Source organism: Paenibacillus sp. FSL R5-0744 (assembly GCF_037972555.1).
Lineage (GTDB): Bacteria > Bacillota > Bacilli > Paenibacillales > Paenibacillaceae > Paenibacillus_AQ.
Genome location: NZ_CP150228.1, coordinates 4,103,439 through 4,129,161, shown reverse-complemented (window position 1 = coordinate 4,129,161; position 25,723 = coordinate 4,103,439). Strand labels below are relative to the sequence as shown.

At 42.8% G+C, this 25,723-nt stretch carries 17 protein-coding genes; 11 read left to right on the top strand and 6 right to left on the bottom strand.

The features are described 5' to 3' along the window. The first annotated feature begins 7 nt into the window (after window positions 1-7). The 4 genes from MKY19_RS18175 (at window position 8) to MKY19_RS18160 (ending at window position 11,501) form a co-directional block, all read left to right on the top strand. Complete coding sequence (locus MKY19_RS18175) at window positions 8-2,452, top strand: glycoside hydrolase (RefSeq protein ID WP_339265537.1); 2,445 nt, start codon at window positions 8-10, stop codon at window positions 2,450-2,452. A 27-nt stretch (window positions 2,453-2,479) separates the two neighbouring features. After that, on the top strand, window positions 2,480-4,774 hold the full coding sequence (locus MKY19_RS18170) for a glycoside hydrolase family 3 N-terminal domain-containing protein (RefSeq protein ID WP_339796663.1): 2,295 nt from the start codon (window positions 2,480-2,482) through the stop codon (window positions 4,772-4,774). A 37-nt stretch (window positions 4,775-4,811) separates the two neighbouring features. Beyond that, complete coding sequence (locus tag MKY19_RS18165; protein ID WP_339796660.1) at window positions 4,812-7,964, top strand: alpha-mannosidase; 3,153 nt, start codon at window positions 4,812-4,814, stop codon at window positions 7,962-7,964. Between the two features lie 129 nt (window positions 7,965-8,093). Continuing rightward, complete coding sequence (locus tag MKY19_RS18160; protein ID WP_339796657.1) at window positions 8,094-11,501, top strand: glycoside hydrolase family 2 TIM barrel-domain containing protein; 3,408 nt, start codon at window positions 8,094-8,096, stop codon at window positions 11,499-11,501. Window positions 11,502-11,558: 57 nt separating this feature from the next. Here MKY19_RS18160 and MKY19_RS18155 read toward each other — a convergent pair whose 3' ends face one another. The 4 genes from MKY19_RS18155 to MKY19_RS18140 form a co-directional block, all read right to left on the bottom strand. After that, a complete protein-coding gene (locus MKY19_RS18155; protein ID WP_339804382.1) occupies window positions 11,559-11,987 on the bottom strand; it encodes a hypothetical protein in 429 nt (142 codons plus the stop codon). Window positions 11,988-12,016: 29 nt separating this feature from the next. Next, window positions 12,017-12,256, bottom strand: a complete 240-nt coding sequence (locus MKY19_RS18150; RefSeq protein WP_339796653.1) for a hypothetical protein — start codon at window positions 12,254-12,256, stop codon at window positions 12,017-12,019. Between the two features lie 140 nt (window positions 12,257-12,396). Next, the gene (locus MKY19_RS18145) at window positions 12,397-13,047 is read right to left on the bottom strand and encodes a class I mannose-6-phosphate isomerase (RefSeq protein WP_223178965.1); all 651 of its coding nucleotides are present in this window, start codon (window positions 13,045-13,047) and stop codon (window positions 12,397-12,399) included. Window positions 13,048-13,230: 183 nt separating this feature from the next. Continuing rightward, the gene (locus tag MKY19_RS18140) at window positions 13,231-14,100 is read right to left on the bottom strand and encodes a LysR family transcriptional regulator (RefSeq protein ID WP_076286242.1); all 870 of its coding nucleotides are present in this window, start codon (window positions 14,098-14,100) and stop codon (window positions 13,231-13,233) included. A 151-nt stretch (window positions 14,101-14,251) separates the two neighbouring features. Here MKY19_RS18140 and MKY19_RS18135 point away from each other — a divergent pair, with 151 nt between their 5' ends. From MKY19_RS18135 to MKY19_RS18105, 7 genes are all read left to right on the top strand, one after another. After that, window positions 14,252-15,988 (top strand): ABC transporter ATP-binding protein, encoded by a 1,737-nt coding sequence (locus MKY19_RS18135; RefSeq protein ID WP_339796649.1) that lies wholly within the window; start codon window positions 14,252-14,254, stop codon window positions 15,986-15,988. Beyond that, window positions 15,985-17,724 carry an ABC transporter ATP-binding protein gene (locus MKY19_RS18130; RefSeq protein ID WP_339796646.1) on the top strand — a complete coding sequence of 580 codons (1,740 nt, stop codon included), beginning with the start codon at window positions 15,985-15,987 and terminating at the stop codon, window positions 17,722-17,724. The genes MKY19_RS18135 and MKY19_RS18130 overlap by 4 nt, the downstream gene beginning before the upstream one ends. A gap of 153 nt (window positions 17,725-17,877) precedes the next feature. Beyond that, window positions 17,878-18,657, top strand: a complete 780-nt coding sequence (locus MKY19_RS18125; protein ID WP_339796642.1) for a sporulation protein — start codon at window positions 17,878-17,880, stop codon at window positions 18,655-18,657. A 198-nt stretch (window positions 18,658-18,855) separates the two neighbouring features. Continuing rightward, on the top strand, window positions 18,856-19,569 hold the full coding sequence (locus MKY19_RS18120) for an ABC transporter ATP-binding protein (RefSeq protein ID WP_042189353.1): 714 nt from the start codon (window positions 18,856-18,858) through the stop codon (window positions 19,567-19,569). Then, window positions 19,562-21,163 carry a hypothetical protein gene (locus tag MKY19_RS18115; RefSeq protein WP_339796639.1) on the top strand — a complete coding sequence of 534 codons (1,602 nt, stop codon included), beginning with the start codon at window positions 19,562-19,564 and terminating at the stop codon, window positions 21,161-21,163. The genes MKY19_RS18120 and MKY19_RS18115 overlap by 8 nt, the downstream gene beginning before the upstream one ends. 135 nt (window positions 21,164-21,298) lie before the next feature. Next, window positions 21,299-22,906 carry an S-layer homology domain-containing protein gene (locus MKY19_RS18110; protein ID WP_339796636.1) on the top strand — a complete coding sequence of 536 codons (1,608 nt, stop codon included), beginning with the start codon at window positions 21,299-21,301 and terminating at the stop codon, window positions 22,904-22,906. A gap of 245 nt (window positions 22,907-23,151) precedes the next feature. Further along, complete coding sequence (locus tag MKY19_RS18105) at window positions 23,152-24,444, top strand: galactokinase family protein (RefSeq protein ID WP_339796634.1); 1,293 nt, start codon at window positions 23,152-23,154, stop codon at window positions 24,442-24,444. A gap of 93 nt (window positions 24,445-24,537) precedes the next feature. Here MKY19_RS18105 and MKY19_RS18100 read toward each other — a convergent pair whose 3' ends face one another. Both MKY19_RS18100 and MKY19_RS18095 read right to left on the bottom strand, forming a co-directional pair. Beyond that, window positions 24,538-25,056: a GNAT family N-acetyltransferase gene (locus MKY19_RS18100; protein WP_339796631.1), complete on the bottom strand. Its 519-nt coding sequence runs from the start codon at window positions 25,054-25,056 to the stop codon at window positions 24,538-24,540. Window positions 25,057-25,081: 25 nt separating this feature from the next. Continuing rightward, window positions 25,082-25,534, bottom strand: a complete 453-nt coding sequence (locus tag MKY19_RS18095) for a MarR family transcriptional regulator (protein ID WP_339796628.1) — start codon at window positions 25,532-25,534, stop codon at window positions 25,082-25,084. Window positions 25,535-25,723 lie beyond the last annotated feature (189 nt).

The following is a 25,723-nucleotide window of genomic DNA, read 5'->3' as shown; positions in this document are numbered from 1 at the left end:
ATAAAAGATGACTAACACAAAACCTTGGAAAATTTATGCAATTCATCATTCCCATACCGATATCGGCTACACAGAGCGTCAGGAGAAGATCCAACAATATCATGTAGACTTTATCCGGCAGGTGCTTCACATTTTGCGTGAAATTCAATCCGGTCGTCGACCTGAATGGGAGGGGTTTAAGTGGGTATGTGAAACGTTTTGGCCTATCGAAACCTTCCTGAGTCGGGCAACGGAGCAAGAAAAGGAAGAGTTCGTAGCCGGAGTTAAGCGTGGTGATATCGGCTTGTCCGGTACGTACTTGAATATGACGGAATTAATCGGCAAAGATTTGTTCACATCGATGATTGCCCGTGTACGAGATTTTGGATATTCCATTGAAGCTCCAATTACATCAGCGATGACTGCAGACATTAACGGCTTCAGCTGGGGGTATGGTCAGGCATTGTTAGATGCCGGTATTCATAATTTATCTACCTGCATTCATACCCATCACGGAATGTTTCCTTGCTGGAAGAAGCAGCAGCCTTTCTGGTGGGAAATGCCTTCCGGTGATCGCTTGCTGACCTGGAGTGGCGAGCATTATGTATTCGGTAATGATCTGGGGCTTGTACCTGGTATGGGCGGGAAATATACGATCAAAGATGAATTTGATATGAGTCATGGCGCTACATTCGAGATTGCTGAACAGCGTATACTTCGCTACATTGAGCGTTTGCAAGAGGATGGCTATGCCTTTAACTTCTTCCCGGCTATGTTCTCAGGGCTACCAACGGATAACAATCCACCGAATGCGGAGACGATGACCTTCATTCGTCAATGGAATGCGAAGCACGGCGAAAATATTGAGATTCAGATGGCAACTTTAGATGATTTCTTCGATGAAGTTCGTGCTCATGCACAGCAGCATGCGGAAGATATTCCTGTGTATCGTGGAGATTGGCCAGACTGGTGGACGGATGGCGTAGGTTCAACACCGAAGCATGTACAAGTATTCCGTGAAGCACAACGTGTATATCAAAAGGTTAGAAGGCTGGATCCGAACTGTGAAATCGTTACATCGGAGACGATGAAGGAGATGGAATATCAGTTAACGATGTTTGCTGAGCATACATGGGGCTATCATTCATCCATTTCCGAGCCTTGGAATCCGTTCGTTCAGGAATTAGGCTTGCGGAAAGAAGCTTTTGCTGCCAATGCAAGTACGATTGCGCATCGTGCGTTGTATGACATTCTTGAGGCGAAGGGCGATGCATTACTTGCTCCTGGGCGCCCTATGAAGTTTAAAATTCATAATCCATATCATTTCGTACAAGAAGATTATGCGCATCTCATTCTCGAAGGATGGTATCACGATGAGATCAAGAATGGCTTCGAGGTGCGTGATATTACGACGAATGAGGTCATTCCAGCACAGCTTCGTCTGGCATCTCGAGGTGTGATCGTAACGATTCCGGTAACATTGCAGCCAAGTGAAGAGAGAGTACTTCAGATCTTCGCCGTGAAACCAAGTATCGGAACTGCTTTTATGAACGATTATTTAGCATCCGATCGCGTGATGGATCTGGATGTTACGCATGATGTGAAGAATTTCCGCATGACATCTTCCTATGTAGAAACTCCATTTGTACACATCACGTGGAAAAAGGGCGAAGGGATCACCTCGTGGGTCGATAAAACGACAGGAAAAGAGCTACTTCGAGCTGATCGCCAGCACGCAGCTTTTACGCCAGTCTATGATGTTACACCTGCAACGAAGGTTGGAGAAATGACCGAGGTGCGTCGTCTGATGGGCCGTAATCGGAAGGGACCGGATGCGATCGTTTCAACGGGCGAGTTAATTAGTGCGGAGCTCATTACGCAAGGTCCGGTGTATGGCATTATTCAATTGACCTATAAGGTGGATGGCTGTGAGCATTATTCCTTGTTCTTAACAGTATACGCGGATCGTCCACGTGTGGATGTGGCCGTACGTATGCATAAAGAGAGCGTATGGAAGCCTGAAAACTTATATGTTTCACTTCCTTTTGGTGGCTCATTATCAACGGATAAGTATGACTTATGGGTGGATAAGATGGATGCGTTGACACGGATGCGGAAGGATCAACTACCAGGCAGCTTAGCAGATTACACAGCGGTTGGAGAAGGAGCTGTATATGTTTCCGAATCGCAAGGCGTTGTGATCGCGATGCCAGATACGCCATTAATTCAGCTAGGTTCGCTAGAACATGGGTATCGATTGCTTAACGGTGATGAGAAGCTAGAGCAGGATCCAGCTCATTTGTACGCTTGGGTGATGAATAACTATTGGGAAACTAATTTCTCTGCGACATTGGGTGGTTTCTATGAATTTAGATATTTCATCACTTGGGGCGAGAACTATAGCAAACCGGATGCTTCCATGGATGCATGCCGTGGAATGAATGCTGGCATTCTAGCTTGGCGCCAACACTAGCTCAACAAAACTGGAGGTATATATCGAATGAAATATAAAAACCCTTCGTTATCTATTGCTGAGCGTGTTGCAGATTTGTTGGCCGAAATGACGCTGGAGGAGAAGCTTGGACAGCTTCTCCAGCCTTTTGGCTGGAAGACATATGTAAAAGGCGACGGAGATGTTCAGCTCACGGATACATTTAAAGACGCAATTGCGAATGGTGGAGTCGGTTCACTATATGGTGTGCTTCGAGCAGATCCATGGACAGAGGTTACACTTGAAACAGGCTTGTCCCTGCGTGAAGGGGCCGAGGTTACTAATCTTATTCAGCGATATGCAATGGAGCATACGCGACTGGGCATTCCAATTCTATTTGGTGAGGAATGCTCCCATGGACATATGGCCATAGGGAACACGGTGTTCCCTGTACCACTGACCATAGGAAGTAGCTGGAATACAGAGTTGTTCCGACAGGTTTGTCAAGCTGTAGCGGTAGAGACTCGTGCACAAGGGGGAGCAGCTACCTATTCTCCTGTATTGGACGTGACACGTGATCCGCGATGGGGGCGGACAGAGGAATGCTTTGGTGAAGATCCTTATTTGATTAGTGAAATGGCAATAGCTGCGGTGAAAGGGTTGCAAGGGGATTCGTTAAATACGGATCATACCATTCTTGCAACCTTGAAGCATTTTGTAGCTTATGGTAGCCCAGATGGTGGGCGTAATGCGGATACCGTACGTATGGGCATGCGTGAGCTGATGGAGAAGGATTTACTTCCTTTTCAGCGTGCGGTTGCGGCAGGAGCCAAATCCATTATGACGGCCTATAACGAAATTGATGGGGTACCTTGTACGTCTAGTAAAGAGCTGTTGACGCATATTTTACGTGACAAGTGGGGCTTTGACGGCTTCGTCATCACGGATTGTGGAGCGATGAGCCAGCTCAGACATGGTCATCAAATCTGTGAGACGGAAGAGGAAGCGGCCAGCCTAGCATTGAAAGCGGGCGTAGATATGGAGATGTCCGGTGAGACCTTTGGCCAATATCTACAATCTGCTCTTGATCAGCAATTGATCGCGGTGTCAGATCTAGATCTTGCGGTGGAGCGAATCTTGCGCTTGAAATTTGAATTAGGATTATTCGAACGTCCTTATGTGAATCCAGCGTTGGCAGAGCAGGTTATTGGTCAATCCTCTCATCGAGAATTGGCTCGGCAAGCTGCACGTGAAGGCATTGTGTTACTGAAGAATAAGGAACAGGCATTACCGTTATCTCCATCCCGTGGCAAGATCGCCGTGATTGGACCGAACGCGAACAATATGTATAACCAGTTAGGCGATTATACGTCACCGCAGGAGCGGGAGCAGATTGTTACCGTGTTGGATGGCGTTCGCGCGAAGTGTTCAGGCTTTAGTGAGGTTGTGTATGCACCAGGCTGTCGAGTGAAGGACCCATCTCGAGAAGGATTCGAAGCGGCGATCGCAGCTGCGGCTTCAGCAGAGACAATTATTGCTGTTGTAGGCGGATCGAGTGCACGTGATTTTGGAGAAGGTACGATTGATTTGAAGACTGGGGCTGCGGTCATTACCGATACGTTTATGCTAAGTGATATGGATTGTGGAGAAGGCTTTGATCGTGCCCAACTGAATTTATGTGGAGTACAGCTCGAGCTGTTGCAGGAGCTTCACAGTTTAGGCAAGAAGCTGATTGTTGTGTATATCAATGGTCGCCCAATTGTTGAGCCATGGATTGATGAGCATGCTGATGCGATTGTGGAGGCATGGTACCCAGGGCAAGAGGGCGGTCATGCGATTGCGGATATCCTGTTTGGTGACTACAACCCATCAGGAAGATTAACGCTATCCATTCCGAAGCATCTGGGACAATTACCTGTGTACTATAATAAGAAGCGTTCGCGTGGGCATCGATATTTAGAGACGGATTTCCATCCGCAGTATGTATTTGGGTATGGGCTTAGCTACACGAGCTTTCACTATGACAATATACAATTGAATCAACCAAGTATTTCTGTTGATGGTACGTGTACGGTTTCAGTGGATGTGATGAATACGGGTGATATGGCTGGACACGAGGTCGTGCAATTGTACATCAAGGACTGTGTTAGTTCGATATCACGCCCGGATAAGGAGCTGAAGGGCTTTTGTAAAATTTATTTGGAGCCTGGGGAGAAGCGTACCGTTCACTTTACTATTTCATCACAGGAGCTGCAATTTGTCTCAGCAGATTTAACGTGGATCGTCGAGCCGGGTCGATTTGAACTTTATACGGGCTCGAATGTAGAGCAAACATTGTCCATCGATTTACAGGTTGTACAATGAGTGCGATGAAGCGGACGAACGATCAGGGGGACTATTAATGATTAGAATACAACGGTTCATTCGAGAGTTATCTGAACGACAGTGGCTCGAATCGATCCCCATTAAAGACTGGGACGTACAATCAACAGAATATATTTTACCGGGTAAATATTCGGAAGAACGCGCTTTTGTAGGAAGCGAAGCCTTTGATTTATTCCCAAGCAAACAAGGTACAACGTATATGCTGCGTACGACGTTATCCATTCCGAACGAATGGCCTGAGGATGCAGTAGGGTTATATTTTACCTCTGGATCAGGTGGGGAAGGGCTGCTTCGTATTAACGGACAGTCCTTTCAAGGGTTGGATCGAAATCACCCATTTGTAAAATTACCTGATCGGGTTGGCAAACAAATCGAAGTGGAGATTGAACTGTTTGATGCTGTACCGGAGCCTGTGGATCCCTTAAATCAGCAAGCAACCATTCATGCACCCATTCGCAAGATTCATAGCACGCTAGTCTATGTGAACACAACAGTGCAGTCGTTGATGTATTCTGTGAGCGTCATTATGAATGCTGCGGAATTGCTACCAGCGTCAGATTTTCGTCGTACTCGCGTGATGGAAGCTCTATATACAGCTATGGATGCATTTATTTTGCTATCACAAGAGAAGATTGCAGGCGGTGCCGCAGCTTCAATTGAACACCACCTTGTCGAACAAATAAGACAGATCGGTGGCAATAGCGAAGGTGTCATCCATATGGTAGGACAATCTCATATTGATATTGCATGGCTGTGGCCATGTCGTGAGACAGTGCGTAAGACGAGTCGGACGTTCTCAACTGTAAATGCTTTAATGGATGAATTTCCTGAATATCGGTATGCACAGAGTCAGCCGTTGCTCTTCGAGTATTTGAAGTTGAATGATCCAGTGTTATATGAGCGTGTAAAAGAACGAATTCGTGAAGGCCGCTGGGAGCTTGTCGGTGGCATGTGGGTGGAGCCGGATCTCAATATACCAAGTGGTGAATCATTGATGCGGCAAATGCTCTACGGTCAACGATTTTATCAGCAGGAATTTGGAAAGCGATCCTTTATAGAATGGTTACCGGATACCTTTGGCTACTGTGCATCATTACCGCAAATTTTGAAGCATGGTGGCATGCGTTACTTCATGACGACGAAGCTGAATTGGAATGATACGAACCCATTTCCGTATGACTTGTTTTATTGGGTAGGCATTGATGGAACGCCAATGCTATCGTATTGCAACCATGGGGTAAACGAGGATACGCAGCCGAAGGATGTTCATGAACATTGGCAATCTTATAAAGAGAAAGCTAAGCATCCGGAACAAATGTTATTGTATGGGCATGGGGATGGCGGTGGTGGTGTCACGCGTGAGATGCTCGAATATATTCATCGCTCGGATCTCATGATCGGTCAGCCCTCATCTCAATTTAGTAGCGCGGAGGCATTCTTCACGGGTATTTCCGAAGCAAATCCAAATTTACCGAGCTGGCACGGTGACCTGTATCTTGAACTACATCGAGGTACGTATACGACACATGGGCGTAACAAACGTAATAATCGGAAGGCTGAGGTTCTGTATCGTGAAGCAGAGTTATGGTCTACGTTGGCCCGATCATCGCTGAGCTCAGAACAAGCAAAGACGTTACAGCATGATTTACATGAGGGATGGAAGTTGATTTTATTAAATCAGTTCCACGACATTATTCCGGGTTCTGCCATTACAGAAACGTATGAGACATCGATGAGAGAGTATGAGGAAGTATTCCAGCGCGGGAAGACAAGCTTAGAGATCGGGATGGCAGCCATTGCATCTCATGTTCAGATCGAAGGGACGATGGAAGGAACACCGTTCCTTGTATTGAATAGTATGGGCTGGAGCCGTGATTGTGTATTAGAGCTGACTACCCAGGATCTTATCGATCAAGGTGTTACGAATATTGAATGGAATCGCTTAACGATCGTGACTACGGATGGTGAATCATTGGATTATGAAGTTAGTAGCCATGGAACGACCAAGATCCTTCGAATTCGCGTACCGAATGTTCCAGCAATGGGCTACAATACGATTCTAGTACGTGAAAATGAAGTAGCTGTAGTGCCAGAATCGCCGAAAGTATTACCAAAGCTACTTGATGAGTGGGAGACAGCCTACTATCGTATACGCTTCAATGAACAAGGAGAAATCATAAGCTTATACGATAAACAAGCGAATCGTGAAATCGTGAAGGCGGGAGAGCGGGCGAATCAGTTCCATTTCTTCCATGATCGTCCGACGCTATGGGATGCGTGGGACATTGATCCGCGCTATGAGCAACAGTCTGCTGGAAAGGCATTTCTTTTAGAGAAGAAGCTAATCAGTTCAGGAGCTGTTGCTGATGTTATAGGCTTCCGTTGGCGTATAGGACAATCCACGATTGAGCAGGAGATGGTCCTATATCATCATCATGCTCGCATTGAGTTTAGAACAAAGGTGGATTGGCAGGAAGCTCATAAGCTGCTGAAGGTGGGCTTCCCACTCGATGTTGTAACAAGTCGAGCCACTTATGAAATACCGTTCGGTGCTTTAGAGCGGAATACACATCGCAATACAAGCTGGGATCAAGCGCAATATGAAGTATGTGGTCATCGCTTCGCTGATGTGTCTGAGCATAGCTATGGTGTCAGTGTGCTGAATGATTGTAAGTATGGTTATGATACCCAAGGAAGTACGATTCGTCTTTCCTTGCTACGTGCGCCAAGATGGCCGGATATATCGGCAGATCAGGGATATCATGAGTTCACCTATGCACTGTATCCACATGCCGGCGATTGGCGTCAAGGACACACACTTCGAGCAGCAGCAGAGCTGAATCATCCACCTGCTTATATTGCAGTATCCACCGTAGATGCTACAGAGCTACAGAGCACGAATGTATGGGATCGATGTTGTTCATTGCTTCCTTTTACAAGTGAGCATGTTGTCTTGGAGACGGTCAAATGGGCTGAGGATGACGATGGCATCATTCTTCGTATGTACGAATCCGCTGGAGGTCGTGAGACGATCGATCTTAAGTGGCCGTATCCACATCAAGCGGTGTATGTATCGAATGCCTTGGAAGAAGAAGTCCTGTTAATGGACAGCTGGCAACTGACCTTTACACCTTATGAAATAAAAACGATCAAGATTAAGACTGTATAGTCAAAATTGGACGAATCCTGCATCTGAAAGACATAGGAAGACGACTGCGGTTCGTTCTCTTCCTATGTCCATTTTGGAATGATATTGACGCTAGGCATCCATCAATCTATGCTCGGAGGTTGAATTAGCATGATCATGGCAACATCAGTACTAAACAATTCGACAGCATGGAAAAGACCTACAATAATTACGAAGCCTACCTATACTTCGGGCACGAAAGATCCGGTGATATGTCTCAATACATGTCTTGAGAATCAATGGTATTTCAGTATGAATCCACTCTCAACTGAACATATTGAGGCACAAAACCTCGATTCTTATGATTGGCATGAAATCATTGTTCCTGGTGAAGTTGCTATGCAAGGCTATAATATCGAAAGTGACACACCATACTACTACACAACTTCTTTTATGATTCCAGAAGATTATGATGGAAAGCATGTAATCCTAAGGTTCCATGGTATATATTCCAAAGCTAAGGTATGGATAAACGGTTTGTATAACCGTGATCATCAGGGTGGATTTACGACATGGGATTGTGATATTACGGATCAGATCCGCGCTGGGCAAGCTACTACTATCGTCGTTGAATTCATCGATGACATATGGGACCCTTCAATTGGTAGCAAATACGCTCATCATAATATTGGTGGGATTCTAAGATCGATAGAGCTTATTGCAGTACCTAAGACGCATCTTACTAGATTTCATTATGACATTGAATTTGACACCGCTTACAATAATGCGTTTTTGCAGGTATCACTAGGTGCCGCACTCCATCAAGCTAAAGCTGTTTATGTTCAACTTGAGCTAACAGACCAACAACAAGCCCTCGTACCACTTGAAGAGCATTCTATCGTTTTTGAGCCTGAGCAACAACACCTCGATATATCCTTCAACATTCAACACCCAAAGAAATGGAATGCTGAGCAGCCCTATCTATACACCCTACATGCCAAGTTATTTGACGATGAGCATCAATTGATCGAGCAAGCTGAAGTACAGGTTGGATTCCGACAAATCTGCTTCGCAGGAAAGAACGGGACAGATCCGAAAGAAATCTACATTAATGGAGAACGAATTAAATTAAGAGGCACATGCCGCCATAGTATCCATCCAAAGCTCGGAAGAACAACAACACCAGAAATGGATATACAGGATGTCATATTGCTACGAGAGCAAAATGTTAACTACGTACGAACCTCCCACTATCCACCATCGGAGGAGTTTCTTGCGGCGTGCGATGAGCTTGGCATGTATGTAGAGGAAGAAACAGCCGTTAACTTCCAGTATGCAAATGGACCTGGACCATGGCGGGATGACGAACCATGGTATATGAATCAATTAGCAGAAATGATAGAACGTGATCGTTCTCATCCTAGCGTCATAATATGGTCATTAGCTAATGAGAGTGGCTGGCGCGCTAATGAGGAAGGGGATAAATTCAGAAGACAGCTGCAGTACGTTCAGCAAGAGGAGACGACTCGGCCAACTAAATTCAGTTATCCGTTCTTAGTTGAGGATGGCAGTACAACCGATATTTACAGCGCACATTATATTGATTATACAAATGATATGGATTACCACTTAGTTACTTATGGGGTGTCTGAGAAAGATATCGTAATTAACTATTCTTCTCCTGTTATTCACGATGAATATGCACATATCGCTTGCTATAACATCGAGGAACTTGAACGAGACAATAACGTACGCAACTTCTGGGGAGAGAGTGTATATAAGATATGGGAGAAGATTGTCAATACGCATGGTGCGCTTGGTGGTGCATTGTGGGCTAATATTGATGATATATTCTTCCTGCCTGATGGTGTCCCCGAACGACATCAACAGCATTCAATTGGTACTGCCGCAGGATACGGAGAATGGGGTAATATGAGTGATGTCTGGCGCAGACATAAGCCTGAATATTGGATGACTAAGAAAGCCTACTCCCCAATTCGGATTATGGAAGGCACCGTTGGGAATCCAGGATATGCCCCACTCATCATCTCAATTAGTAACTGGTTCAATCACACTAACCTGAATGAAGTGAACATTTGCTACAGCATTCACGTGGATGGGCAAATTATTGCCCAACCGTCTTTCTATGGACCTGATATTAAGCCATACTCAAGTGGGCAACTCGAACTCCCAGCACGAGATTGGAGCGATCGAGAGCGCATACATTTACAGTTTCAAACATCGGATGGGATAGTCGTAGATGAATATCTGCTCCCAATTGCAACAAGACAGTTCATATTCTGTGATGCCCAGTATGAAGCATTAAAGGTCGAAGAAACGGATGAGCAATATCTCATTCGTAACAACATGGTTTCTTTCACATATTGCAAAGAATCAGCGATGCTCTCTCAAGCAACTTTCCAAAACCGAGTCATACTTACAGGTGGCCCGCATTTGAATTTGACTGGTGTCGAGCTTGGTAATTGGATTCCAGGTTCCATTCATGTAGAAACTTGCGAGAATGACCAGCAGATTGTAGTCACAACTACTGGTCATTACACACTAGGCATAAAAGTTTTATTTGTTCAGAAGCTGTTCGCAAGTGGTAAATTTGAAATTCGCTATACGGTGGACAATGATGAACTTGAGCTTGAGATACAAGAACTTGGTCTAGCAATCGATATGCCTGAGCACATCGATTATGTGGAATGGCAGAAATCAGGACGATTCAGTGTTTATCCTGAGAATCATATAGGGAGACTTACCGGCCGTGCCAACCGGGTTCGTAAAGCTAGTGATGAACAACCAGATGTTTACGGAGAGCAACCTGCGTGGGAATGGAAAGACGATATGCGCAACTATTATTTGGAACGTAAAGACGATTCTACTAAAGGAATAGTTACTAATGATTTCCAAACGATGCGAGAGTATATTCACTTCTATGCTGTTGGCCTAGCAGATACGGACGCCACTCTACGCGTAGAATCCAACGGAAACGAGGCTGCTCGAATAGCTTATATGTATCAACCGCCTACATTAGTTAGTTATGCGGATACCGATTCATTAACCTATAAGGGTGAATGGCAGCACCTACAAGATTCAAAAGCTATCATAGGTACGGTGTGGCATTCGAATACTCCGGGATCTACCATTGAATTCTCATTTTACGGTACAGGCGTTCAGTTCATGTATAAGAAACATAAAACTGGTGGAACGATGCATGTTCACGTAGATGATCAGCCCAAGCATATCATTGGTACACATAGTGATATTGGTATGCCACTGTACCAACAACGATTTACTTGCAGAGAACTTCCACTCGCGTACCATAAGATTACCATTGGAGTCCCCTTCGATTACGAGGGAGCGGAAGTTGTCATCGAGGCATTCGAAATTCTGAATGATACCATTCCTGCAAAAATCATAGCACAGCTTATTATCAATCAAGCCTGGTATTACCCAGCGTTAGGCTGGGGGAACTATTGCGGAGAACCAATCCGTATTGAATCAGGTTATTCGCAAATGACTACGTTCAGAATGACTAATAATCCTCAAATGATTATAGAGTACGGTAAATAACGTATGATAGTATGGAAGGTCGGCTACTCAAATAATGGGTAGCCGACCTTCCATTTTTTATGAGAATAATTGATCAATACCTTTGAACGTATTCTCTATAACATGCTCAGATGTATAAATAGATAGATGATGTGGTAGTAGTCCCTGTTCGAGCGCAGGTCTAAATACATCAAAACTTTTCGCGATTTGTCCGCCAAGCACGAGTCGCTGTGCTCCAAAGCCCACGATATAGGGATCAAGCATCTCAGCTAGACACGAACCAAATTCTTCGAATACTTGTTGATAGGCGAGGTTTCCCTGTCTTGCCAGATCAGCGAGCTCCTTCACATCCATGCCTTCTATCCAAAATCCACGTTCCTGTGCGGCATGTAGAATACCAGGACGGAAGAACACTTCATCGATCATTGTATGGCGATAAGGCTTATCATAGAGCTCTCCATTACGAGGAACTCCCTCACCCTCAATTCGGATTTTTCCTTGATCAATGAAAGCAGAGCCCAGCCCTGTGCCGAGTGTTAAAGAGATAAAACGTTCTTGTGGAACACTGCAGCAGATAAATCGTTCGATAATGTTGTTCCAAACATATATTGGTATTGCATGATCGTCATGAATTGCTGGAGCGTAGTGCTGGCATCCTCACTTGCAAGCGAAGGGACTTGGAATTGAGAAGCTTGAATGGAGCAGCCATTCATGACGAGACTGGACTTGATAAAGGTCTCGCCAACGTCGAGTGCGATAACGAATTTAGTCTTCAAGGAAGCTCACATCCCAAGATTTGGATACCCCAGTTTTTATGAGCTTACAAGGCTGGCTACCTAAATTCTCAACTCGATAGGCACCGAATGCAGCAGGCAGGATATAGGACTCCGCATACCAGAATTCGACTGAGACGGATTCATTGTCGCAGGATATAATTCTCACCTTCTACGAGATTGAACATGACCATTTGGTGATCTGTATGATCTTCCCATTTATCAGTTAAATGTAATCGGTGTACATAGAAAAGTAGATCCTCTCGTTGACCAAGTTCCACCATTTCGTTGCGACCTTGGGATTGTAATAGTACGGGCTTAGCGATTAAATTCTCCTGCACCCACGCTGTTTTCTTATAGAAATCAATATTCGGAAAGGCGTGATCAATATTAATCGGACGAGGTTTACCATCCATTCCTTTGCGCAAGAAATCATAGATTTTAAACGTAAACCACCATGTTGTTGATGAAATCTCGAGGACAAGATTATTTTTTCCTGATGCATGCATTGTACCTGTTGGAATGAGGAATAGGTCGCCTTTTTCAGCTTCAAACTCGTTTACATAGTCTTTTAATGGGATAGGAATAGCCGTTTCCTGCGCTGTCTTCACCGCTTGATAGAAATTTTCTTCGGTGCAAGTATCCGTTAATCCCAAATAGACATGGGATGTTCCTTGCTTCTCCATAATGTAATAGGATTCTTGTTGCTCCATAAATTCATTAAATTCACTTCGAATATACGATTGCTTAGGATGGACTTGGCAAGATAAATTGTCACCCTCTATCGTATCCAAGTAGTCGAAGCGAATCGGGAAGTAATCTCCGAATAATTGAACGTTGCGTTCGCCGAGAATGGCAAGATACTCATAATAAATGCATCACATTAAGGAAGGGGATTTCGATGTACTCACCTTGATATTCCAGAATAATAGAGTTCTTCGGTGCGATCGCTACATATATAGTAACATGCCTGTTGTTTAACCATTCTTAAAGCTTTCAATAAACTTGGAAGCTAGTGATGATAAGTATTTATCTTTGATCCAGACGGCGGCGACCCGCGTGCGAAGCGACTCACTACTGATTTCTTTATAGATCAAATTACGATTACTCGTTAATTCGAAAGCGGATTTGGGGATAATTCCGATGCCAAGACCAGCATTTGCCCAGAGCAGTGTTGTTCGCGCATCATCATTCATACAGAAAATTAGCGGATCAAAACCATTCTCAAGACAGGTTTCCCGGATAAGCTGCTCAAAACGGCGGTAGATAATGAGCGGCTTATCTTTTAACTCACCGATCTCAACGAAGTTTTCATCTGTTTTCCAGTCATACTCTGGAGTCATTACGGCAATCATAGGCTCAGCTTGTGTGTAAAGACATTCTAAATTTGTAGCATTAAAGGGTGTCCGGACAATGCCAATCTCGACAATGCCCTTGTTCAAAAGGTCGATGATTCTGAAGGTATTCCCTTCATGGATTTCAAATTTAACGCCTTGATACGTTTTGTGAAACTCACATAGTCGATCTTGGAGCAGGGTCGCTCCTGAGGAAGAGACAGTGCCAATGGCAAGAGTTCCTTTTAAGCCTTTGACAAAATCATTGAGCTCCCGGGCAGTGGAATCAGCCAGCTCCAGAATTTGTTGAGCCCGGTCACGCAAAATGGCTCCTGCTTCGGTAAGTTGTACACTGCGCGGACCTCGATCTACAAGCTTGACGCCTAGTTCTTCCTCAAGCAGCTTAAGCTGCTGACTGAGCGGAGGCTGAGCCATTTGCAGCTTTCTGGCTGCAGAAGTAATCTGCCCTTCCTCAGCGATAGCCATAAAATATTTAAGCTGTCTAATATCCATAAAAAGAATCCTCCGAACTTGAGATATGTTAATCGTATGGGAGCGATACGAATCAAATATTATTAATATGTGAGTAGATATGCCATAATCATAACTGTTATTATACATATTTCAAGTGCTTAAATACTTCTTATGTTGGGTGTGGATGACGTTGTTTAAAATTGCAGTCTATTTAAAACCGTACAAAAAAGAAGCCATCATCGGTCCAATCTTCAAGCTGATGGAAGCGATTCTGGAGCTGATTTTGCCTACCATTGTTGCGTTAATCATCAATAACGGGGTAGGAAATCATGACAGTGCTTATGTATACCGTATGGGTGGCCTGATGGTGCTGATGTCTCTGCTTGGCTTCGGTTGCTCCATGGTGTGCCAATACTATGCAGCACGAGCATCTCAGGGATTCGGCACGACGCTTCGTAATAAAATGTTCAAACATATTACATCTTTATCGTACGCTGAGCTGGATACGTTCGGTACGCCTACGCTGATTAACAGAATTACCAATGATGTAAACCAGCTGCAGATTGCAGTGGCTATGCTGATTCGCCTGGTTATTCGTGCGCCGTTTATCTGCATCGGGGCTATCATAATGTCCATGATTTTGGATTTTAGATTATCGCTGATTTTAATAGCGGCAACGCCGATTTTTGGCATTATATTATATTTTATTATCACTCGAAGTGCACCTTTGTATCGAAAATACCAGCAGAAGCTGGATGCCCTTGCGCTCGTTCTTAGTGAGAATTTGTCGGGGATACGAGTCATTCGTGCTTTTGCGAAGAGACGTACGGAAAAAGAACGTTTTGATGCCTCATCTGAGGATTTAACCACTACAGCGATCCGGGTCTCGCGGATTTCCGCTTTACTTGGACCTATGACGACACTTGTAGTAAACGCGGCGATCATAGCTATTTTATGGGTAGGTGGAATTCACATTGATGGGGGGCGATTGTCTCAAGGTGAGATCATTGCCTTTATCAATTACGTCACTCAAATCTTGCTGGCACTTATAGTGGTCTCCAACTTGGTCATTATTTTTACAAAAGCCTCATCTTCTGCCAATCGTGTGAATGAAGTGCTGAGTGTCAAAGCATCCGTGTCCGAGGACGGGAATGTTGTGATGACTGAACCTGATCATACCGCTCCTGCCATATCATTCGATCATGTATCGTTTGGTTATAATACAACAGGAGAATTGGCATTAGAGGATATTTCGGTAGTCATTAACCGCGGAGAAACTGTAGGGCTGATTGGCAGTACGGGTTCTGGTAAATCTACTTTCGTGAACTTAATTCCACGTTTTTATGATGCAGTGCAAGGTGAAGTTAAAGTGGATGGAGTGAATGTCAGAGATTATAAGCTGCATCAGCTTCGTGAGAAAATAGGGATTGTGCCGCAAAAAGCAGTGTTGTTTACTGGAACAATCGCTGAGAATATTCGTTGGGGTAAGGAAGACGCAAACGAGGAAGAAATCATGCAAGCAGCCTTTGTTGCTCAGGCGGAAGAGTTTATTCGTAAATTGCCAGAAGGATTGAATACGCAGGTATCACGTGGCGGACTTAATTTATCCGGGGGGCAAAAGCAGCGCTTGACGATAGCTCGCGCAGTGGTAGGTAAGCCGTCGATTCTAATTCTGGATGACTCCTCCAGTGCGCTGGATTTCGCTACTGATGCGGCTCTACGTAAAGCGCTCAAAGAGAGCAGCCAGCAAATGACCGTACTCGTTGTCTCGCAGAGGGTGAGCACTGTAAGGCAAGCGGATAAAATTATGGTATTTGAGGAAGGGCGGATCGCCGGTATCGGAACCCATGAGGAGCTGATGCGTGGTTGTGAAGTGTACAAAGAAATCTGCCTGTCCCAGCTATCGAGTGAGGAGTCGGGCCAATGAACAAAAACAACATTTGGAAAAGACTAATTGTATATACAGGACATTATAGAAAAATAGCTATTGGGGCAGTTATATGCGCGTTACTCAGTGTGATCGCCAGTCTAATCGGACCACTACTTATCGGTAAAGCCATTGATTTTATGATCGGACCGGGAGAGGTGGATTTTGACGCCGTACTTAGACTGCTTTTGATTCTGGCAGCGGTATATATTGTCGGCAGCTTTTTTGGATGGCTCCTTACCTATCTGACGAATCGAATCGCCTACCGGACTGTATATGACTTACGGCGGGAGCTTTTTGATAAATTAAATATTTTGCCTTTAAAATTTCACGACAACCACCCGCAAGGTGACAGTATCAGCCGGTTTGTTAACGATATGGATGCCGTCTCTGATGGACTGCTGCAAGGTTTCTCCACACTGCTTACAGGGATCATCACCATCGTTGGGGCAATTGTGCTTATGTTGTACATCAGTCCTCTGATGACCTTAGTAGTTCTTCTGTCAGCACCCGCCACCTTTTTTGTGGCCAGATTTATTACGATGCGATCTCAAAAGATGTTTAAAGAGCAGGCGAAGATTCTCGGTGGTCTCAATGGCTATGTGGAGGAAATGATCGGCGGGCAAAAAGTAGTCACCGCTTATCATTATGAAGAACGTGCAATGTCTCAGTTTGAAGAACAAAACGAGACATTATATCAGACCGGTGTGAAGTCACAATTTTATGGCTCCTTATCCAATCCGACAACGCGGCTAGTAAATAACGTTACGTTCTCAGTTATAGCTATGATCGGTAGTGTTATGGTAATTCGGGGTCATTTCACGGTAGGGGATCTGTCCAGTTTCTTGATCTTCTCCAACTTGTTCGCTAAGCCGTTTAATGAAATAACAGGTGTGATTACACAGCTTCAATCGGCAACTGCCTCTGCGCAGCGGATCTTCGCCATTCTCGATCTAACACCAGAACCCGCTGATTCTAAGGGCGCAAAAATCATGAGTACAAGTCAAGGAACCATTACCTTCGAAAAAGTATCCTTTGCTTATAATCCAGAACGTCCCTTGATTAACGATTTCAGTCTAGAAGTGAAGCCCGGTACCCGAGTTGCGATTGTAGGTCAGACTGGAGCAGGGAAGACGACGCTGGTAAACCTGCTCATGCGTTTCTACGATGTGGACCGTGGGTCCATCAAGATTGATGGTGTGGATATTAAGACCATTACGCGTGACAGTCTGCGACGTAATTTTGGGATGGTGCTGCAGGATACTTGGCTCTTTGGGGGCACGATCAGAGATAATATTGCTTACGGAAAACCTGGGGCTACAGAGGAGGAAATCATCGCTGCTGCTAAAGCTGCTAATGCTCATAGCTTCATTAAACGTCTGCCAGAAGGGTATGATACGAAGATCAGTGGCTCAGGGGATAATCTCTCCCAAGGACAGAAGCAGCTACTTACCATTGCACGAGTAATGCTTGTAGATCCGCCTATGCTCATCTTAGACGAGGCTACAAGCAGTATTGATACCTTAACTGAGGTACGGATTCAGAAGGCTTTTCTGACTATGATCGCTGGTCGGACCAGCTTTGTGATTGCCCACCGATTGTCAACGATTCGGGAGTCGGATCTCATTCTTTTCATGAAGGATGGAGACATTGTGGAGAGTGGTACGCATGATCAACTCCTAGCCAGCGGTGGATATTACGCCAGATTATATAACAGTCAGTTCGCCTCAGCGTAGACTTTGTGAAGAAAAAGAAGTATTCGACCCTATTTGGGGCGAGGATGCTTCTTTTTTGTCAGTAGCATGGCATTTACTGTCCCGTAAATGAAACCTCAGGTGGTTCCCTTCGTATCCTTAAATATGCAAATATTAGGGAGGGAATTCATTACAATGTCAATGTTTAAACGAATGCTCGCGAGTGCCGGAATTGGAGCGGCTAAAGTAGATCTCATGCTCCATCAAGATTTCGTGAACGCAGGTGATACGATCAGTGGTTCCGTTCGAATTCAAGGTGGCCGAGTGGATCAGGAGGTCGATGACGTCTACGCATTCGTTAAGACGCGTTACTTGAAAGAGCTGAACGATAAGAAGATGGAAGTGGAAGCGACGGTATCCAAATTCCTGTTAGCAAGTAAATTTAAAGTAGTGGCGGAGCAGGTTTATGAATTTCCCGTCTCATTCCAGCTTCCGGCGATAACGCCAGTGACGTTAGGGAGATCGCCGGTTTGGATTCAAACCGGACTTGATATTAAAGAGGCAATTGATCCAAAGGATCAGGATTATCTTCAAGTAGGCCCTCATCCATATTGTGCTATTATTTTGGATGCGATGAATCAGCTCGGGTTCCTTATTCGTGAAGTGACTTGTGAATATGCACCGCGTTACGGCAGGATCAATGGCTTAGATTTTGTTCAAGAATTTGAATTCGTTCCCCCCTCACAGTTCCGGAATCAACTAGACGAATTAGAAATCGTTTTCTTTCCAAATGAGGATGGCATTGAGTTGCTCCTACAGATTGATCGCAAGGCACGTGGTTTAGCTAGTTTGTTCGCCGATGCGCTTGATACAGATGAGAGCTTTGTGAAAATACGCTTCGATCACAACCAACTTGCTTACGGAGTTGACTATGTAGCTGATCAACTGCTCGCAACGATCCATAAGTACGTATAAACAGGATTATCAAAGAGAGGGGAGAACCCCTCTCTTTTTTCGTTTTTATAAAGAAAAATTTATTTATATGAAGGAATGAACTAAATGGACAGGATAAACGTACTATAGTAAAACTATCCTAACAACGTATGAAACGGTAGGCATTGAATGCATGATGAAAGTTACTAATACGAATACGAACGGAGAGGGAGTGTCAAGATGTTGACAATAAAGCATTTTACCAAGAGCTATAAGGGCGGTAAGAAGGCAGTGAATGACTTGAACTTAGTGGTCGAGAAAGGCGATATTTATGGCTTTATCGGTCATAACGGCGCGGGGAAAACAACGACGATTCGGGCAGTAGTAGGTGTTCTTGATTTTGAAGAGGGGGATATCGAAATAGGTGGACATTCCATCAAAAAAGATCCTTTAGCCTGCAAAGCGATCACTGCGTATATTCCAGATAATCCAGATCTATACGATCATCTGACCGGCATTCAATACTTGAATTTTATTGGTGATCTTTTTAGTGTATCGAAAGCTGATCGGGAGTTGTTGATTAAGAAATATGGGGATGAATTTGAGATTACATCTCATTTGGGGGATTTAATCTCCTCGTATTCTCATGGTATGAAGCAGAAGCTCGCGATCATCTCAGCACTGATACATAAACCGAAGCTGTTAGTTCTGGATGAGCCCTTTGTGGGACTTGATCCAAAAGCGGCACACACGCTTAAAAAAATCATGACGGAGATTTGCAGTCAGGGAAGTGCGATCTTTTTTTCAACGCATGTACTGGATGTAGCGGAGAAGCTCTGTAATAAGATTGCCATTATCAAAGCGGGAGAATTGATTACGCATGGGAAAACAGAAGAGGTGAAGGGTGACAGCAGCCTTGAAGATGTATTTTTGGAGTTGATTAAGCATGATTAATATCTGGAGATTGACGAAGATTCAGCTGATCTCTTCCTTTGGGTTAAATAAAGCTTTGCACACACGTGATGTGAAAGAAAGACAAAAAATGCTGTGGCTGACCATCGGGATCCTAATTGGAATTGTTATGATGGCTGTGGTTTCATTTGGTTATAGCTATATGATAGCAGAGACCCTTGAACAGATTGGTCGGCCAGAGCTGCTCCTTGCGATAATGATGGCAGTTACTTGCTTAATCGGATTTTTTACAACGATCTATAAGGCTAGTGGTGTATTATTTGGCTCCAAAGACTACGATCTCGTAATGTCGCTGCCAATCAAAACGAGTCATATTGTAGCAAGTCGGGTGGCTCAGCTTTATGTGTTAAACCTATTCTTCTCTTTGATGGTGATGGTACCTGCAGGCATTGTTTATGCTATAAAGGTGAATCCCGGCGTACTATATTATTTGTATTTTTTGATGACACTGTTATTTATTCCATTAGTGCCGATCATAGCTGCAACGATTATAGGTGCTCTGATCAGCTGGGTTTCCTCAAGATTTAAAGGAAGTCGTATAATAACGCTCATCCTAACTTTTGTTGTAATTATTGCTATAATTGTTGGTTCAGGTCAAATAAATGGTAACAATCCACAATTACTTGCGGATATGAGCGCTCAAATTGCTGATCAAATATACAACTTGTATCCTTTGACGCTTATGTATGTAAATGCGGTTTGCTCGTTTCAGTTTGATTCCTTAGTATTGTTTATTGGGTTTTCGCTGATTTCTTTTATGCTGTTTACCATCGTGCTTGGTAGCAAATATAAAGCGATCCACACAGGTCTTACGACTTCTTTTTCAAAAAATAAATATCAAATGAAATCACTTGCAGTATCCTCACCGCTTTATACATTGTATAAAAAAGAGCTGCGTCGCTATTTTAGTTCTTCTATCTATGTACTTAACACGAGTATAGGCATGGTAATGTTACTTGTGTTAGCGATCGCCTTACTGTTCGTTAGTGCAGACCAACTAGGTCAACTCGTTGAGATACCAGAGCTTTCAAATTATCTGAATCGACTGGCTCCCCTGTTTGTTTCCGTTTTTGTAACTTTAAGCTGTACGACATCCAGTTCTATTTCGCTCGAAGGTAATAATATTTGGATTTTAAAAAGCGCACCTGTGCCGACAATAACGATATTGCTAAGTAAAATCGCAGTGAATCTTACGATTACCGTGCCGATTGTAGTTGTCAGTAGTGTGCTCCTCATGATATCTCTAGACACCGGATGGATGGAAAGTTTGCTATTATTGGTTATTCCCGTCTTATATGCTTGTCTTACTGCAATGACTGGTGTACTCGTTAATTGGAAGTTACCTAAACTGGAGTGGACAAATGAAGTATCGGTAGTCAAACAAAGCGCATCCGTCTTAGTGGCGACGTTGATAGGGTTTATAAGTTTACTGATTCCTTTTGGTATGAGTCTGCTGCTATCTGATCTGAATGGCAATCTCGTATTGTTAGGGATTGGATTACTAATAATAGTGGTTTGTGGTGCGATGTATCGATATATTCAATCCAAAGGGGAGCTTTTATTTCGGGCTCTTTAAATCATAGGGGGATCCTAAAAGTCGTAATGGCTAGTGGGATGCCCTATTTTTTTTGCGCTCTACCAATATTTTAGCAGTGTTTATAGCTTCTATCCTTGGTATAATTCGAAGATTATATCCGAGGAGGATCATCTCGTGAACAATAGATTTGGTAGATTTGTAATTACGATACTTGTAGTAGTGCTTGTAGCTGGAGTATTTATTCAACATATATCGGCTGATGATGAGGCGCCTTTTAAGGATATAGATACTAGTTATGCTAAAAATGAAATTATAGATTTGTATCACCGCAACATATTAACCGGCACAACGGCGACAAGCTTCTCACCTACTAAATCGATTACTAGAGCGGAATTCATTACGGTTCTTGACCGTCTGCTAAAGCTTGATCCGGCAGTCAGTCCAGTATCTCCTTATATAGATGTAGCTAAAAAAGCTTGGTATTACGGCTGGATACAGGCAGCTGTTCAGCTTGAGCTGGCTAACGGCACATCGGCAACTACTTTCACGCCAGCAAAAGCAGTTACCAGGCAGGAAGCGGCTGTATGGATGGCCAAAGCTTTAAAGCAAACAAACCATACTCATGCTCTAACTTCGTTCAATGATCGAAATGAAATTGCTAGCTGGGCAAGATCAGCTGTTGCTACTGTAAATGATCTAGGTTTGATGAAGGGGGATAATCGCAAGAATTTCCGCCCCTCTGATCCTATAACTAGACAGGAAACGGCCGTCCTCATTGACCGAGTGCTGCAAAATGAGAGTTGGGCAGCAGAACTCGATGATGAGCCGGAGGATCGAATCGTTATAGGCTGGCAATATGGGCAGACGACGGCACAATATGAGAATACGGTTCTGAAATCCAACGTTAACACCTTATCACCACGGTGGTATTATGTAGGAAAAACAGGTGCAGTAACGGATTCAACGGATGCTTCGCTGATCACATGGGCAAAGAAGAATAATAAGAAAATATGGGCGATGGTAGGCAATCGATCGGATCAAGAAGCGACCCATCAAATGTTGTCGAGTATAACCACAAGGAATACTGCAGTAAATCAATTAGTAGCTTTAGTGAGCAAATATAGATTAGATGGACTAAACATTGATTTTGAAAATGTAGCGCCTGACGATCGTGAGTATTTGACCTCGTTCATTACATTATTAGCTGAGAAAATGCATGCTCTTAACGCGAAGCTATCAATAGACGTCTCTCCTGATCTTGGAACAGATTGGACAGATGCTTTTGACTACGCTGCACTAGGTAAGCAAGTGAACTATATGGTAATGATGGGTTATGACGAACATTATGACGGGAGTAAGCTTCCAGGGTCCAATGCTTCTATTCCTTTTGATCAACATGCAGTGGATACTGTACTAAAGGACGTACCCAGCCATAAGGTTATATTGGCACTGCCTTTATATAATCGTGACTGGACATTGAATCAGAATGGTACGGTTTCATCTTCAAAGTATATCTCGCTTCCGGAGCAAAATCAGATTATTAGTAGCTATGGAATGAAGCCCGTATGGAATGAGACTTTAGGACAATATGTTGCCAACTATTCAAAGCAGTCCATAAAACACACGATCTGGATTGAGGATGGCCGTTCATTAATAGCAAAATACGATTTAAGCGTTAAGAACAATCTAGCCGGAATTGCTTATTGGTATATAGGTGGGGAAAGCGCAGATATATGGTCTAGCGTAAGTAATGCAGAGAAATTTTACGATTATACCTTTTAAAAAGAAAGACTGGATGCATATAGCTATCTTGCTATGGCATTCAGTCTTTTTATTTAGTTATCACAGCGCAACGACCGCGCGTTACGGTGAAAGCTCTTGGCACGCAACATATACACTAAATATATATATTTGAGGAATTATAAGTCATAATCATCCATATAAAAGTTACATTTTTCACTAGTATGAAATAATTAATAAATGCTATATTTTTCTTGAGCAATTATACATATGGAGGAATTCAAAGGATGCCATCAATTACAGAAACAATTCAACTGATCGAATCAAAAGAATTTCAAAGAACACTAGAAAGTCTGTATGGTGATGTTCCATCTATCATTAACGATCAAAAGCAAAGATATAAAACCTTGGTTCAGGAATATGTAAAAAAATTTGCAGAGGGCGAAGTGTTTCTCTTTAGCTCACCAGGGCGCAGTGAAATTAGTGGCAATCATACAGATCATAATCTAGGTAAAGTAATTGCTGCCAGTATAAACATGGATTGTATTGGAGCGGCTGCGAAAAATGATCAAAATATTATTCGTATAAAAAGCATTACCTATAACGAAGACTTCATTATTGATTTAAATTCGAGTGGGAATAGCCTTAACCTTTCAGGAACATATACCTTAGTTAAAGGGATTTTGGACGGTTTTGAACGTTACGGTTATAAATTAGGCGGTTTTGATGTTTGTATCACAAGTGATGTCATAAGTGCAGCAGGTGTAAGCTCATCAGCTTCTTTTGAGATGTTGATATGTTCTATTATTAATTTCTTCTACAACAATAACGAGATGGATGTCGTTACCTGTGCCAAGATAGGCCAATATGCAGAGAATTCAGAGTGGAACAAACAATCGGGTTTGCTCGACCAAATTGCTTGTGGATATGGGGGACTAATTTCGATTGATTTTAAAAACATCGAGGCTCCGCTGATCACTACATTAAATTTTTCAACCATTGACAAAGGTTATGAGTTATTTATTGTCCCCACAGGTGCAAACCATGCAGATTTAAGTGAAGAATACTCCTCAATTCCAACAGAAATGAAGGCTGTTGCCCGAGAACTCGGGAAAAATGTGCTTCGTGATTTAGAAAAGCAAGATATATTGGACAACCTGGACAAACTTAGAGAGAGTGTTGGAGATAGAGCTGTATTGAGAGCACTGCATTTCTATGAGGAAAACATTCGAGTTGATCAACAAGTAGAAGCTTTGACAGACGATAATGCAAACAGCTTCATAAGACTCGTAAATGAATCTGGAAACTCATCCTGGAAATGGCTGCAAAATTGCTATTCTAACTCTACTCCTACTGAACAGGGTGTGACACTATATTTGGCATTAACTGAGCTGTTTATCAAGGAGAAGGGGGCAGGAGCCTGCAGGGTACATGGAGGCGGTTTTGCAGGAGTTATAATGGCTTTATTGCCAAAAGAATATACGGATTCCTATAAAGCATATATGCACTCATTTGGTGTTGAGCAGATTTATCCTGTCCGCATTCGTAAGCATGGTGCTATTAATTTAAATCTATTATAGGCGTTTATCAGCCGGCACCTAGTTAGCATATAGCTATATACTTGGTGCCGATTTTTTTTCTGATGATGTTCTGGTTCACGAAATATGAGAATATTAAATGAGTGTTTTAGTCATTATAAAATCAATTTGTTCTTCATTACCCATATAGAAAGAGTGAGTCCCTGTTTGAACGAAATTCATTTTTTCATAGAATTTAATTGCATTCTCATTTTTTTCCCAAACGCCTAACCAAATCTTCTCTTTATTCTGATCTTTTGCTATGTCTAAAGCTTTATTCATCAGGTATTTACCTAGTCCCCGTTTATGAAATTTCCCCCTGATATAAATCCTCTCGATTTCAAGCGAATCATTACCCATTTTTTCTGATTGGGCATCATTAAAGTTTAGCTTTAAATACCCTGCAACTTCCTTATTCAAAAAAATAAAATAGAATTCCGAACAATTATTCAATAATTCTTTTCCTAATTGTTTCAAATTAAAAGCACGATCTAAGTAAGCATTCATAATTGCAGGTGAGTTTTGATTCTGAAATGTATCGTTAAATGTTTCAACACTGATTTCTTGGAGTAGCCCTAAATCTTCAAACGTACACTTTTTTATTTTTATGGTCATTTTTATTTGTCCTCCGTTTACTAAGTCAATAATTTCTTTTGTTTCCTTTTTTGACTAACTCCCAGTCTTTTTCTACATTTTTTCTGACCCTCTGCAGCAAGGTAAACATAGTTTCTACTTCACTCTCAGAGAATCCAGATAATGCGACCTTATCGGAGTAATCGTTTTCCCTTTTTATGTAAGGGTACAAAGTAACCCCTTTCTCTGTAGGAAATAGTTTTTTTATTTTTTTATTTTGATTGTCTTCTTTCTTTTCTATAAATCCATTGATTTCTAATTTCTTAATTGCACGTGAAGCTGTTGTTCGATCTACTTTTATCATCTCAGCTAACTTTTCTTGAATTATTCCTGGGTTTTCACATATTCGAACAAGGTACAAATATTGCCCTTTTGTAAGATCATGTTCTGCAAATTCTATATTGCTTATTGAATCTAATGCCCTAGCTATCATTCCAATTTCACGTAGGATTTCCTTCATAAATAACTCCTTAGCGCGTATTTTGTTGTAAATGCAATAAATAATATATATTAACTTATCTCATAATTGTTGCATTTGCAATAAAAAATAAATGAAATAGCGAGGTGAGTAAAGTGAAGCGTGACTTCTATGTATTAGAAATTTATAAAACTAACTCTTGGTATTTCACGATTTGAAGCCCTTATAAAA